At 72.6% G+C, this 11,727-nt stretch carries 13 protein-coding genes; 11 read left to right on the forward strand and 2 right to left on the reverse strand.

Annotation, left to right across the window (positions count from 1 at the left end):
- Window positions 1–2: 2 nt before the first annotated feature.
- Genes ACI79U_RS14260 through ACI79U_RS14270 form a run of 3 tightly spaced genes read left to right on the forward strand, consistent with a single transcriptional unit; the run spans window position 3 to window position 2,796 of the window.
- The gene (locus ACI79U_RS14260; protein ID WP_457069843.1) at window positions 3–917 is read left to right on the forward strand and encodes an ABC transporter permease; all 915 of its coding nucleotides are present in this window, start codon (window positions 3–5) and stop codon (window positions 915–917) included.
- Window positions 914–1,861: an ABC transporter ATP-binding protein gene (locus ACI79U_RS14265; RefSeq protein WP_457069841.1), complete on the forward strand. Its 948-nt coding sequence runs from the start codon at window positions 914–916 to the stop codon at window positions 1,859–1,861. The genes ACI79U_RS14260 and ACI79U_RS14265 overlap by 4 nt, the downstream gene beginning before the upstream one ends.
- Complete coding sequence (locus ACI79U_RS14270; RefSeq protein WP_457069839.1) at window positions 1,858–2,796, forward strand: ATP-binding cassette domain-containing protein; 939 nt, start codon at window positions 1,858–1,860, stop codon at window positions 2,794–2,796. The genes ACI79U_RS14265 and ACI79U_RS14270 overlap by 4 nt, the downstream gene beginning before the upstream one ends.
- Window positions 2,797–2,864: 68 nt before the next feature.
- Here the strand turns inward: ACI79U_RS14270 and ACI79U_RS14275 are convergent, their stop codons facing one another.
- Window positions 2,865–3,674 (reverse strand): NAD(P)-dependent oxidoreductase, encoded by an 810-nt coding sequence (locus ACI79U_RS14275; RefSeq protein WP_457069837.1) that lies wholly within the window; start codon window positions 3,672–3,674, stop codon window positions 2,865–2,867.
- Window positions 3,675–4,020: 346 nt separating this feature from the next.
- Here ACI79U_RS14275 and ACI79U_RS14280 point away from each other — a divergent pair, with 346 nt between their 5' ends.
- From ACI79U_RS14280 to wrbA, 6 genes are all read left to right on the forward strand, one after another.
- A complete protein-coding gene (locus ACI79U_RS14280) occupies window positions 4,021–5,034 on the forward strand; it encodes a D-2-hydroxyacid dehydrogenase (RefSeq protein ID WP_457072305.1) in 1,014 nt (337 codons plus the stop codon).
- 80 nt (window positions 5,035–5,114) lie between these two features.
- Window positions 5,115–5,927: an IclR family transcriptional regulator gene (locus tag ACI79U_RS14285; RefSeq protein ID WP_457072307.1), complete on the forward strand. Its 813-nt coding sequence runs from the start codon at window positions 5,115–5,117 to the stop codon at window positions 5,925–5,927.
- An 81-nt stretch (window positions 5,928–6,008) separates the two neighbouring features.
- Window positions 6,009–6,782 (forward strand): glucose 1-dehydrogenase, encoded by a 774-nt coding sequence (locus tag ACI79U_RS14290; protein ID WP_457072309.1) that lies wholly within the window; start codon window positions 6,009–6,011, stop codon window positions 6,780–6,782.
- Between the two features lie 14 nt (window positions 6,783–6,796).
- Window positions 6,797–7,837, forward strand: coding sequence for a zinc-binding dehydrogenase (locus ACI79U_RS14295; protein WP_457072311.1), 1,041 nt, complete (start codon window positions 6,797–6,799; stop codon window positions 7,835–7,837).
- An 89-nt stretch (window positions 7,838–7,926) separates the two neighbouring features.
- Entirely contained in the window at window positions 7,927–8,148 is a 222-nt protein-coding gene (locus ACI79U_RS14300) for a hypothetical protein (RefSeq protein WP_457072313.1), read from the forward strand.
- Window positions 8,149–8,215: 67 nt separating this feature from the next.
- Window positions 8,216–8,818: an NAD(P)H:quinone oxidoreductase gene (wrbA, locus tag ACI79U_RS14305; protein WP_457072315.1), complete on the forward strand. Its 603-nt coding sequence runs from the start codon at window positions 8,216–8,218 to the stop codon at window positions 8,816–8,818.
- Between the two features lie 431 nt (window positions 8,819–9,249).
- On the opposite strand, the gene ACI79U_RS14310 is transcribed toward wrbA, so the two are convergent.
- Complete coding sequence (locus ACI79U_RS14310; RefSeq protein ID WP_457072317.1) at window positions 9,250–9,741, reverse strand: MarR family winged helix-turn-helix transcriptional regulator; 492 nt, start codon at window positions 9,739–9,741, stop codon at window positions 9,250–9,252.
- 107 nt (window positions 9,742–9,848) lie between these two features.
- Between ACI79U_RS14310 and ACI79U_RS14315 the strand changes: the two genes are divergently transcribed.
- Window positions 9,849–10,223, forward strand: a complete 375-nt coding sequence (locus ACI79U_RS14315; protein WP_457072319.1) for a DoxX family protein — start codon at window positions 9,849–9,851, stop codon at window positions 10,221–10,223.
- Between the two features lie 165 nt (window positions 10,224–10,388).
- On the forward strand, window positions 10,389–11,468 hold the full coding sequence (locus tag ACI79U_RS14320) for an SDR family oxidoreductase (protein ID WP_457072321.1): 1,080 nt from the start codon (window positions 10,389–10,391) through the stop codon (window positions 11,466–11,468).
- The last annotated feature ends 259 nt before the right edge of the window (window positions 11,469–11,727 follow it).

Here is an 11,727-nt window from a genome sequence, read left to right on the forward strand (position 1 = left end):
CCATGACCTCGTCGACGCACCGCGAGCCACCCACCGCACCACCGGAGTCGACCAGTGCCACGCTCGCGGCGGGCGCACCGGCCCGACGCCGCCGGAGCCTCCGGGGGAAGCTGCTGGTCTACGTGTGCATCGGCTGGCTGGCCCTGCTCGTGCTGGCCGCCGTCCTGGCGCCGATCCTCCCCGGGCTCCCGGAACCGGGGGTCCGGATCGGCCGGTTCGCCCAGGACCCCGACCTGTCGGTCGGCGGGCTGCTCGGCACCGACAGCGTCGGGCGCAGCAACCTGGCCCGGATCGTCTACGGCGCCCGCGTGTCACTCGTCGTCGCCGTCTTCGCCACGCTCATCGCGCTGGTCATCGGGTTGCTGTTCGGCATGGTCGGCGGCTACTACCGCGGGTTCGCCGAGTCGGTGACCAACGTGGTGGCGAACGCGCTGGCCTCCATCCCCCCGCTGCTCCTCCTGCTGGCCCTGGTGTCCGCGATCGGCGCCACGCTGCGCGGTCTCACCATCGCCCTGGGCGTCGCGTTGGCCACCACGTACATCCGGGTGACGAAGGGCGCGGTCATCGCCAACGCCAGCCGGGAGTACGTGCTGGCGGCGAAGGCGCTGGGCGCGCGCAGCTCGCGGGTCATGATCCGGGAGTTGCTGCCCAACCTGGTGCCGGTGCTCGGCGCGATCGTTCCCATCACCATGGCGACGGCGATCATCGTCGAGGGGTCGCTGAGCTTCCTCGGCTACGGCATCCCGCCGCCCACCCCCAGCTGGGGCGGCATGATCGCCGCCGGCGCGGACACCATGCGCGACTACCCGATCGTCATCCTCGGCCCGGCGGTGACGCTCTTCCTCACGGTCTTCGCGTTCAACACCGTAGGCAACCACTACGGCAACCGCTCCGACGCCCGGGAGGCCCAGCTGTGAACCAGGACGCACAGCAGTCGCAGTCGCCCCTCCTCCAGGTGGACGACCTGACCCTGGACATCCCGACCCCGCAGGGGCTGGCGCACATCCTGCGCGGGGTCTCGCTCGACGTCGACCGCGGTCGCACCCTCGGCATCGTCGGGGAGTCCGGGTCGGGGAAGTCGATGACCCTGCGCTGCGTCCTCGGCCTGACGCCGTCGGGCGCCCGGGTCGGGGGCCGGATGGCGTACGCCGGCGAGGACCTCGAGACCATGGACCCCAAGGCCAAGCGGCAGCTCATCGGCCGGCGGGTCGGCGTGGTCTTCCAGAACCCGATGACCTCGCTCAACCCCGTCGTGCCGATCGCCCGGCAGATGGGTGAGGCCGCCCGCATGCACCTGGGGCTGTCCAAGAAGCAGGCACGGGCGCTCTGCCAGGACCTGCTCGGCCAGGTCGGCATCCCCGACCCCGGGGCACGGCTCGACGACTACCCGCACCAGTTCTCCGGGGGCATGCGCCAGCGAGTGATGATCGCCATGGCCCTGACCTGCGAGCCGGACCTGCTGGTGGCCGACGAGGCGACCACCGCGCTGGACGTGACCATCCAGAAGGAGATCCTCGACCTGCTGCAGCGGCTGCAGGCCGAGCGTGGGATGGCCATGGTCCTGGTGAGCCACAACCTGGGCGTGGTCGCCGGCCGGACCGACGAGGTGCTCGTCATGTACGGCGGTCGCGTCGTCGAGCGGGCCCCGACCGACCGGATCTTCCGCCACCACGAGCACCCCTACACCGAGGCGCTGCTGCGGGCCATCCCGCGGCTGGACACGCCCGCCCGCACCCGGCTGCCCACCCTCGCCGGGCCGCCGCCCAGCGTCTACGACCCGATCGTGCCCGCCGAGGAGGCCGATCGGCGCGACCGCGCCCGCTGGGCTGCGGCACAGGAGTCGGAGGAGATGTCGGCATGAGCACGGCGACCACGGTGACTCCGGCCGCTCCCGGCCTGCGCGAGGGCGCCCTGTTGAGCGTCCAGGACCTCCGGTGCTCCTTCAAGACCCCGTCGGGACGGGTCGACGCCGTCCGCGGGGTGTCCTTCGACGTCCTGCCCGGGGAGACCCTCGGGCTCGTCGGAGAGTCCGGCTGCGGCAAGACGACGACCGGGCGGGCGATCCTGCAGCTGCCGCCCGCGCAGTCCGGATCGGTGCGCTACCAGGGCCGGGAGCTGCTCGGGCTGGGCGCACGGCAGATGCGGCCGTTGCGCCGGGACATCCAGATGATCTTCCAGGACCCCGTCTCCTCGTTCAACCCGCGGCGCAAGGTCGTCGACATCGTCGCCGAGGGCCTGACCATCCAGGGCGTCCCCCGGGCCGAGGTCGGCCCCCGGGTGGCCAAGGCCCTCGAGCAGGTCGGGATGAGCGTGGACATGGTCGGCGATCGGCGGCCGCACGAGTTCTCCGGCGGGCAGTGCCAGCGGATCTCGATCGCCCGCGCGCTGGCCGTGGATCCGAAGATCATCGTGTGCGACGAACCGGTCGCCTCGCTCGACGTGTCGGTCCAGGCCCGGGTGCTCAACGTGCTGCTCGACATCCGCGAGAGCTCGGACCTCTCCCTGGTGTTCGTGTCGCACGACCTGGCGGTGGTGCGGATGGTCAGCGACCGCGTGGCGGTCATGCACCGGGGGCGGATCGTCGAGATCGGGGCGGCGGAGCGGGTGTTCGACCAACCGGCGCACCCGTACACCCGCATCCTGCTGGAGGCGGTCCCGGTGGTCGACGAGTCCGAACGCCGCTCGCTGAGCCGACTGCAGCCGACGCCGGTCGACGACAGCTGGCGGACCGCCGACCACGCGCTGGTGGAGGTGGGACCGGACCACTTCGCCGCCCTCGGACCGGCGGAGGGGTGAGCCGGGGTCCTCGTCGCGCCCGCCGACCGGCCCCCGGCACCGGAGCCACCGGTCGGCGCGCGCGACGGTCAGCCGTCGGACCGCTGCTGGCCCTCGACGAACGCCTGGACGACGGCGGTGTCCTGGTCCCCCAGTCCCTGCTCGGTCAGCCGGGTGAAGACGTCGAGCAGGACGTCGGTCTGCGGCGTGGCGGTGCCCGAGCCACGGGCCTCGTCGACGGCGAAGGTCAGGTCCTTCACCATGAACCGGGCCGCACCGGACGGGCTGTGGTCGTGCTCGGCGAACCGACGCTTCTTCACCTCCATGATCCGGCTGGCGGCGTAGCCGCCGGAGAGCAGGTCGAGCATCTGGGCGACGTCGAGCCCGGCCCGCTCGGCGACGACGGACGCCTCGCCCAGTGCGAGCACGGTGGCCGCCACGATCATCTGGTTGCAGGCCTTGGCCACCTGCCCGGAGCCCAGCGGGCCGAGGTGCACCGGGCGGCCGAACGACCCGAGCACCGGCTGCACCCGTGCCACCGCCTCGTCCGCACCGCCGACCATGATCGACAGCGTGCCGGCGGTGGCCCCCTCCTCGCCCCCGCTCACGGGCGCGTCGACGACGTGCACCGGGCCGCCCGGACGCTCGGCCAGCTCCGCCCCGAGCCGGCGCACGGCCTCCGGCGACACGGTGGAGCTGATCACCACGACCGAGTCGGCGGCCAGGCCGGCGAGCAGCCCGTCCGCACCGTCCAGGAGCTCCTGCACCTCCGGCATGTCCGGCACCATCAGGACCACCACGTCGGCGGCGGCACCCACCTCGCGGGCGGTCTCGTGCCAGTGCGCCCCGGCCGCCAGCACGTCCTGGATCTTCGTCCGGTCGCGTGCGGTGACGTGCACGGTCGAGCCGGGCGGCAGGCCGGCGATCGCGTTCCGGGGGGGGGGGGGGGGGGGGGGCCCCCCCCCCCGCAACAACCCCCCCCCCCCCCCCCCCCCCACCCCCCGCCCCCCCCCCCCCCCCCCCCCCCCCCCCCCCCCCCCCCCCCCCCCCCCCCGAGTCCGATCACTCCGACGGCGACAGGGACCGGACCTTGCAGTTGCGCCATGTGACCAACCATTCGTCTAGGGTGCTGAACAGCGTTCAAGGTAGTGAACAATCGGGCGGCTCGCAGGCGACCGGCGCCCAGTTCTGGATCGGGGGATCATGATGGGCCAGGAGCGCCCGAGGGTCGTCGTTGCCGTTCCCATGGCCGACGAGGTGTACGAGTTCCTGCGCGCCGGGGATTCCCGCGTCGAGCTGGTGCGTGAGGCGGCCCTGCTCGCACCCATGCGCTGGCCGGCCGACTTCGACGGGGACCCCGCCTTCCAGCGTGACCGGAGCGCGCAGCAGGAGTTCCAGTCGTTGGTCGACTCCGCCGACGTGCTGTACGGCATCCCGGACTCCGCGCCTGCCGCGCTGCGCAGAGCCGTCCGTGCCAATCCGGGTCTCCGCTGGGTGCAGACGATGGCCGCCGGCGGCGGGGCGCAGGTGAAGGCGGCGGGGCTGACCGCCGACGAGCTGGCGCGCGTCGTCTTCACCACCTCGGCCGGCGTCCACGCCGGACCGTTGGCCGAGTTCGCCCTGTTCGGACTCCTGGCCGGCGCGAAGCACCTCCCCCGGCTCCTCACCCAGCAGACGCAGCGGGAGTGGAGCGGCCGGTGGCCCATGGCCCAGCTGCGGGACCAGACCGTGGTCGTGGTCGGCCTCGGCGCGATCGGTCGCGAGGTCGCCCGGGTGACCTCGTCGCTGGGTGCGCGGGTGATCGGGGTCAAGCGGGGCACCGACCGGGTCGACGGGGTGGACACCCTGGCCTCCCCCGCGGAGCTCGCCGCAGTCGCCGCGAAAGCGGACGCGCTGGTGATCACCCTGCCCGGCACGGCCGCGACCGAGGGGATGGTCAGCGCCGACGTCCTCACCCGGTTGCGCCCCGGTGCAACGGTCGTCTCCGTGGGTCGCGGCACGGTCCTGGACGAGCCTGCCCTGGTGGACGGGCTGCGCACCGGGCACATCGGCTTCGCCGCCCTCGACGTCTTCGCGGTCGAGCCCCTGCCCACCGACAGCCTGCTGTGGTCGCTGCCGAACGTCGTCATCAGCCCGCACACGGCCGCGAACTCGGCATCGGAGGAGCGGCTCATCGCGGAGCTCTTCCTCCACAACCTCGACGCGCACCTGGCCGGCCGACGGATGCGCAACATCGTGGACGTCGTCGAGTTCTACTGATCGGCGATTGCGATCACCGCTGGCCGGGGCACCGGTTCGGTGGGCATCCCACAACCACGGCGCAGGCAAGAGAGGACGACATGACCGAGGACACCGGTGGCAGTCCGGCACCCGCCGTCTCGCGGGCAGTGCACATCCTGAGCTACCTGGCCCAGGCCAGGGGTGTTCCGCAGTCCCTGGCCGACATCGCCCGGGAACTCGGCGCGGCCAAGTCGTCGACGTTGAACGTCTGCACCGTCCTGGAGGAGTCCGGGCTCGTCCAGCGACGGGGCGCCGGCTACGTGCTCGGCCGGCGCACGGTTGAGCTCGGCGGCGCCTACCTGGCCAGCTTCGACCAGGTCCGTGAGTTCTACCGGATCTGCTCGGAGTCCCCGGCGCTGAGTCGCGAACTGGTGCAGATCGCCGTCCTCGACGGCATCGACGTGCTCTACCTCGCCCGGCACGAGGGGCGTGCCCCCCTGCGCCTGTCCGCGGGGATCGGGGACCGGTTCCCGGCTTCCCTGACCGCGGTGGGCAATGCCCTCCTGGCCGAGCTCCCGCCCGACGAGGTCGCCGCGCGGTACGCCGGCGCCACCCCCTTCCCCCGGTTGACCTCCCGGTCGGCCACCACCCTCGAGCAGCTGCAGCGCAAGCTGACTGCGACACGGGCACGGGGGTACGCACTCGACGAGGGAGAGGTCTTCCCCACCGTCGTCGGGGTGGCGATGACCATCCCCGCCCGGCACAGCGGCGAGCAGACCCTCGCCATCGGCGTCTCCACCATCGACTCCCCTGTCGCACCGATCCTGGGCGTGGAACACCGCGACGCGATCGTGGCCGCGCTGCGGGAGGCCGTCACGCAGCTGTCCAACCCGATGGTCGCTCCCGCGTGGGAAGCCACCAGCATCAACTGACGGCTCGACGTCAGCACGCCGTCGCGGTGCCGTCACAGCGGTACCGACGCCATCCCCGCAAGGCTCGGAGGAACCAGGAAGATGACCACCCAGCAGCCGTTCGACATCAGTGGGCGGACGGCATTCGTCACCGGATCCAGTCGCGGGATCGGCTTGGCCCTGGCGTCCGGGTTGGCCCGCGCCGGATGCACCGTCGTCCTGCACGGGAACGACCCGATGCGATGCCGTCAGGCAGCCGATGCGCTCGCCGCGGAGACCGGCGCGGACGTGCACGCGGTGGCGTTCGACGTCACAGACCCCAGCGCTGTGCGGGCCGGGGTGGCCGAGGTCGTCGCGACGCTGGGCTCGGTGGACATCCTGGTCAACAACGCGGGCATCCAGCGGCGACACCCGCTGCTGGAGTTCCCCGCGGCGGACTGGGACGACGTCATCGCGGTCAACCTGACCGCTCCCTTCCTCGTCGCCCAGCAGGTCGCCCGCGGCATGGTCGGCGCCGGCCGGGGCAAGATCGTGAACATCGGGTCGGTGCAGAGCCAGCTGGCCCGCCCGAACATCACCCCGTACGCCGCGAGCAAGGGCGGCATCGTGATGCTCACCCGGGGCCTGTGCGCGGAGCTGGCCGGGTCCGGCATCCAGGTCAACGCCCTCGCCCCCGGCTACATCCGGACCGAGCTGACCCAGGCGCTCGTGGACGACGAGGAGTTCTCCGCCTGGGTGCGCAACCGGACCCCGGCGGCCCGCTGGGGCGAGGTCGAGGACCTTGTGGGCACGCTGCTCTACCTGTGTTCCCCCGCGGCCGACTTCGTCAACGGCCAGGTCCTGTACGTCGACGGCGGCATGACCGCGGTCGTCTGAGAGAGGAGACGGACATGCGAGCAGTTGTCGTCCACGGAGCCGGGGACCTGCGGGTCGAGGAGCGCACGCCCCGCGCCCCCGGTCCCGACGAGATCCAGATCCAGATCGCCTACGCCGGGGTCTGCGGATCGGACCTGCACTACTACCGATCGGGCCGGGTCGGCGCCTTCGAGGTCCGCGAGCCGCTGGTCGTCGGGCACGAGGTGGTGGGCCGCGTCCTGCGGGACGGCCGGGAAGCGACGGACCCTGGGGCTGCCCTGGCAACGGGCACACCGGTGACCCTCCACCCGGCCACACCCGGGCAGCGGCTCCCTGGGCTGGAGCACCGGCCCAGCGTCTGGCCCAACACCCGGTACCTGGGCAGTGCCGCGACGCTGCCGCACACGCAGGGCGCGATGAGCGACCTGTTCACCGCCCGGGTGGATCAGGTCCGCGTGCTGCCGGCATCGCTGCCGCTGGAGCGGGCAGTGCTCGCCGAGCCACTCGGGGTCGCGCTGCACGCGCTCAACCGGGCAGGCGGGGTGCGCGGGCGCTCCGTCCTGGTCAGCGGAGCGGGCCCGATCGGGCTGCTCGTCGCGGGAGCCGCGGTGGCCTCCGGCGCGACCGACGTCGCCCTCTGCGACGTCCTCGCCGAACCGCTCGAACGCGGCGCCCCCCTGGGGGTCAGCCGGACGTTCCGGTCCGGCGTCGACACGATCCCGGCCGAGGAGTTCGACGTCGTCCTCGAGTGCGCCGGCGTCCCGGCGGCCCTCGACCAGGCGATCCGGTCGGTGGCCCGCGGCGGGGTGGTCGTGCAGGTGGGCATCCTGCCCGGCGAGGCCCGGCCCTACGACCTGTCGGCGGTGGTCAGCCGGGAGATCGACGTACGGGGGTCGTTCCGCTTCGACGGCGAGCTCGACGAGGCCATCGCGATGCTCGATGCCACGCCGGCTCTGGGCAGCGTCGTGACCGACCTCTTCGCTGCCGGGGACGCCGTCTCCGCCTTCGACCGCGCCGCGGACGCCCGCGCATCGAGCAAGGTGGTCATCCGCTTCGACAGCGCCGCCGCTGGCTGACCTCGGCCGTCCACCGCCGGCCTCACGGCCCCAGCGCCCAGCCGGTCCTCGTCGACCCCGCGCCGGCCCTCGCAACTCAGGCCTGACTGGTGCTGGTCACGAGCGGCGTCGAGGTGCTGCCGCTGGTCGTGCTGATGAGCCGGTCACGGGCCTTCACCGCGGTGCGCGTCGGCCTCGCGGTGACCGGCTTCGGCGCGGCGATCGCCTGGATGGTGGCGGTGCTGTCGGGCGGCGAGTCGGTGCTGCAACCGGTGTTCGACGTGATCGTCGGGAACCCGTGGGTGTCGCTGGCCACTGGCTCCGACAGCTGACGTCGAAGAGCCCGCACTGCCACATGAGGATGCTCAAGATCCACGGAACGCAACCTGGAGGACCACCATGACCAAGATCGCAGTCATCTACTACTCGTCCACCGGCAACGTGCACCAGCTCGCCGCCGCCGTCGCCGAGGGTGCCGCCCAGGCCGGTGCCGAGGTCCGGCTCCGCCGCGTGCCGGAGACCGCCCCGGCCGGAGCCATCGCCTCCAACCCGCTGTGGCAGGCCCACGTCGACACCACCGCCGGCGAGGTGCAGGAGGCCACCCCCGCCGACATGGAGTGGGCCGACGGCTACGCCCTGGGCTCCCCCACCCGCTTCGGCACCCCGGCCGCCCAGATGAAGCAGTTCATCGACACCCTCGGCGGGCTGTGGTTCACCGGCAAGCTGGCGAACAAGGGGGCCACGGCCTTCACCAGCGCGCAGAACGTCCACGGCGGCAACGAGTCCACGATCCTCACCTTCTTCAACATCTTCAGCCACTTCGGCGCGGTCATCGTGCCGCCCGGCTACACCGACCCGCTGCTGTTCGCCGCCGGCGGCAACCCCTACGGCTCCTCCACCGCCTCCGGTGGCCAGTCGGCCACCGCGTCCGAGGCCGAGCTGGAGGCCGCCCGCCACCAGGGCCGCCGACTGGCCCAGATGACCGCCAAGATCGTCGCCTGACGGCGACCGGCTCCGGGGGCAGGACGAACATCCCCGGAGCCGGTGGCCCAGCACGTCCCCGCACGACTCCGGCCGACCGCAGACCCAGGGCCAGAGGGGGTTTGATCATGGGCAGACCGAAGCGTGGTGCACGGCCCACCCGTCGCTCGCGCCGTGGTGGCTACCGGAGTGCGCTTCGGACACCACTGTCCGCCGGTCGCTCGTCGGGGAGCCGTAGACGTCGTCGACCTGCCCGACCCCACCCCTGGGGAGGGCCCGCAGCTCCACGAGGTGAGCCCCGCCGGCGTCGACTTCGCTGAAGCTCACCACCGGCCGTCTTCGAGCCGACGTGCCCCCTCACCCGCGCGAACCGCTCGGCGCGCACCCGGGCGGCGTCGTGGGTGCACAACTCGGGGAAGGTCCGCCGAGGAGCTCGGGCACGGCCGGTCCCGTCAGGAGCAGGAACCGCTGCCACTCTCCCCCGGGGTCTTCTCGTTGCCACGGATCAGCTGCCGCAGCATCCCGGTCAGGACCGACAGGTCCGCGCCGGCCAGCTGGTCGAACAGGTGCCGACGGACGCTGGCCAGATGGGTAGGCCAGCACTCCTGCAGTCGGATGAGGCCGGCGGGGGTGAGCACCGCGTCCCAGCCGCGGCCGTCCTCCGCCGACCGCTCACGTCGCACGAACCCGGCCGCGTCGAGTCGCTGGACGACCCGGGTCATGCCGCTCAGCGACATGGGCGCCGCCGCAGCCAGCTCGCTCATCCGCAGCCGTTGGCCGGGCGACTCGGACAGGTTCATGAGCGCGAAGTACTCCCCGAGCAGCAAGTCGTGCTCGCGCAGCAGGTCGGCCTCGAACGAGCGCGGTAGCAGGGTCCACACGCGCGCGAAAGCACGCAGGAGCGCCTCCTCCTGCGTGTCGAGCGGCGGTACGGGCTGGGTCACACCCGAAGGGTACTTGCACGGCGAAGCAGTTGGTGCTTGGGTACTTGCAGGCGCAAGTACCTCTCCGGCGTCAACCGCCCGGACTCCCACCACCGAGAACAGGGACCATGAACGCTCTCCTCTGGACCATCGCCGCCGTCCTGGCCGTCGCCTTCCTCGCCGCCGGGCTGATGAAGCTCACCCAGCCGCGGGCGAAGCTCGTCTCCTCCGGCCAGGGCTGGGCGGAGGGCTACAGCGACGGTGCGGTCAAGGCCCTCGGTGCCGTCGAGGTACTGGGGGCCGTCGGCCTCGTGCTGCCCGCCCTGGTCGACGTCGCGACCGTGCTGGTGCCACTGGCCGCGACCGGCCTGGCGATCCTGATGATCGGCGCAATCGTCGTCCACACCCGCCGCCGCGAGATCCCCAACGTGGTGGTCAACGTGGTGCTGCTGGCTCTCACGGTCTTCCTCGCCGTCGAACGCTTCGGCCCGCACGCCTTCTGACCCGGACACCCCCAGCGGAAGCTGCCCGGCGACCTCGTCGTCGCCCACCTCACCATGCGCTGAACCCGCGGTGGTGCGACGCTCGGCGGGACACGTCCACCGGCCCCGGCAACTCCTCGCCGGGTCACCCGGCGGCGTGTACCACCGACAGGAGTCCACGAACACGTGACTGCAACAACCCGTCCTCGACCGGCCCTCGTCGTGGGCGCCACGGGGATCGTCGGCCAGAACCTGGCCGAGCGACTGACCGAGCAGGGCTGGGAGGTCCACGGGCTCTCCCGCAGCGGGCGGGCCCCCGGCCCGGGCGTGCACCCCGTGCAGGCGGATCTGGCCGACCCCGCGGGACTGACCACCGCGCTGGACGGCCTGTCGCCCGAGCTCGTCGCCATCACCGCCTGGACCCGGCAGGCCACCGAGGCGGAGAACATCGCGGTCAACGGCGCCGCCGTCCGCAACGTGCTCCAGGCGCTCGAGCCGGCCGGATCGGTGCGACACGTCGCGCTGATGACCGGGCTGAAGCACTACCTCGGCCCCTTCGAGGCCTACGCGCAGGGCGAGATGCCCGACACGCCCTTCCACGAGGACGAGCCCCGCCTGGACGCCCCGAACTTCTACTACGCGCAGGAGGACGAACTCTTCGCGGCCGCCGCCCGCGCCGGCTTCACCTGGAGCGTCCACCGGTCACACACGGTGTTCGGCTTCGCCGTGGGCAACGCGATGAACATGGTGCTGACGCTCTCGGCGTACGCCGCGATCTGCAAGCAGCTGGGGCGGCCGTTCATCTTCCCCGGGTCGAGCACCCAGTGGAACAGCGTGACCGACGTGACCGACGCCGACCTGCTGGCCGACCAGATCATCTGGGCCGCCATCACCGAGTCGGGCCACGACCAGGCATTCAACACCGTCAACGGCGACGTCTTCCGCTGGCGCTGGCTCTGGCCGCAGATCGCTGCCCACTTCGGCCTGGAGTGGGAGGGCTACGACGGGCGGATCCGCCCCCTCACCGAGAGCATGGCCGGCACCGAGGATGCCTGGGCCCAGATCGCCGCAGCGCACCGGCTGGTCGAGCCCGACCTCGGCCGGATCGCCTCCTGGTGGCACACCGACAGCGACCTCGGCCGCGAGATCGAGGTGCTGACCGACATGAACAAGAGCCGCAAGGCCGGGTTCACCCAGAGCCGCGACTCCCGCGACAGCTTCTTCCGCTACGTCGAGCGGTACCGCGCCGCGCGCATCATCCCCTGAGGGCCCGCAAGGTGGCGTGAGCCGCCCCACCTCGGACCAGATGCCTCCCCGGATCCGATCGTGCTGACCGCGAGGTGCTCGGCGAGTGGTGCAGCTGACCGAGGACAGCCACCCAGCAGCCCGGCGACACACGCCGCGGCGCGACCCACCGCCGGGTCGGGGCCGGGCGGCGCCCCGGGCGCCCCCCGCCCTGTAGACAACGCGCTGGGCAACCACAAACGTTGCTCGGTGCGGCATCCCCCCCCGGCCTGCGGGGTGT

Source organism: Modestobacter sp. SYSU DS0904, from assembly GCF_054051115.1.

Excerpts from the sequence above, each read along its gene's own strand:
- wrbA (WP_457072315.1), top strand. The coding sequence starts at position 8,216 with ATGACCAAGATCGCAGTCATCTACTACTCGTCCACCGGCAACGTGCAC.
- ACI79U_RS14285 (WP_457072307.1), top strand. The coding sequence starts at position 5,115 with ATGACCGAGGACACCGGTGGCAGTCCGGCACCCGCCGTCTCGCGGGCA.
- ACI79U_RS14315 (WP_457072319.1), top strand. The coding sequence starts at position 9,849 with ATGAACGCTCTCCTCTGGACCATCGCCGCCGTCCTGGCCGTCGCCTTC.
- ACI79U_RS14270 (WP_457069839.1), top strand. The coding sequence starts at position 1,858 with ATGAGCACGGCGACCACGGTGACTCCGGCCGCTCCCGGCCTGCGCGAG.
- ACI79U_RS14290 (WP_457072309.1), top strand. The coding sequence starts at position 6,009 with ATGACCACCCAGCAGCCGTTCGACATCAGTGGGCGGACGGCATTCGTC.
- ACI79U_RS14280 (WP_457072305.1), top strand. The coding sequence starts at position 4,021 with ATGGCCGACGAGGTGTACGAGTTCCTGCGCGCCGGGGATTCCCGCGTC.
- ACI79U_RS14295 (WP_457072311.1), top strand. The coding sequence starts at position 6,797 with ATGCGAGCAGTTGTCGTCCACGGAGCCGGGGACCTGCGGGTCGAGGAG.
- ACI79U_RS14260 (WP_457069843.1), top strand. The coding sequence starts at position 3 with ATGACCTCGTCGACGCACCGCGAGCCACCCACCGCACCACCGGAGTCG.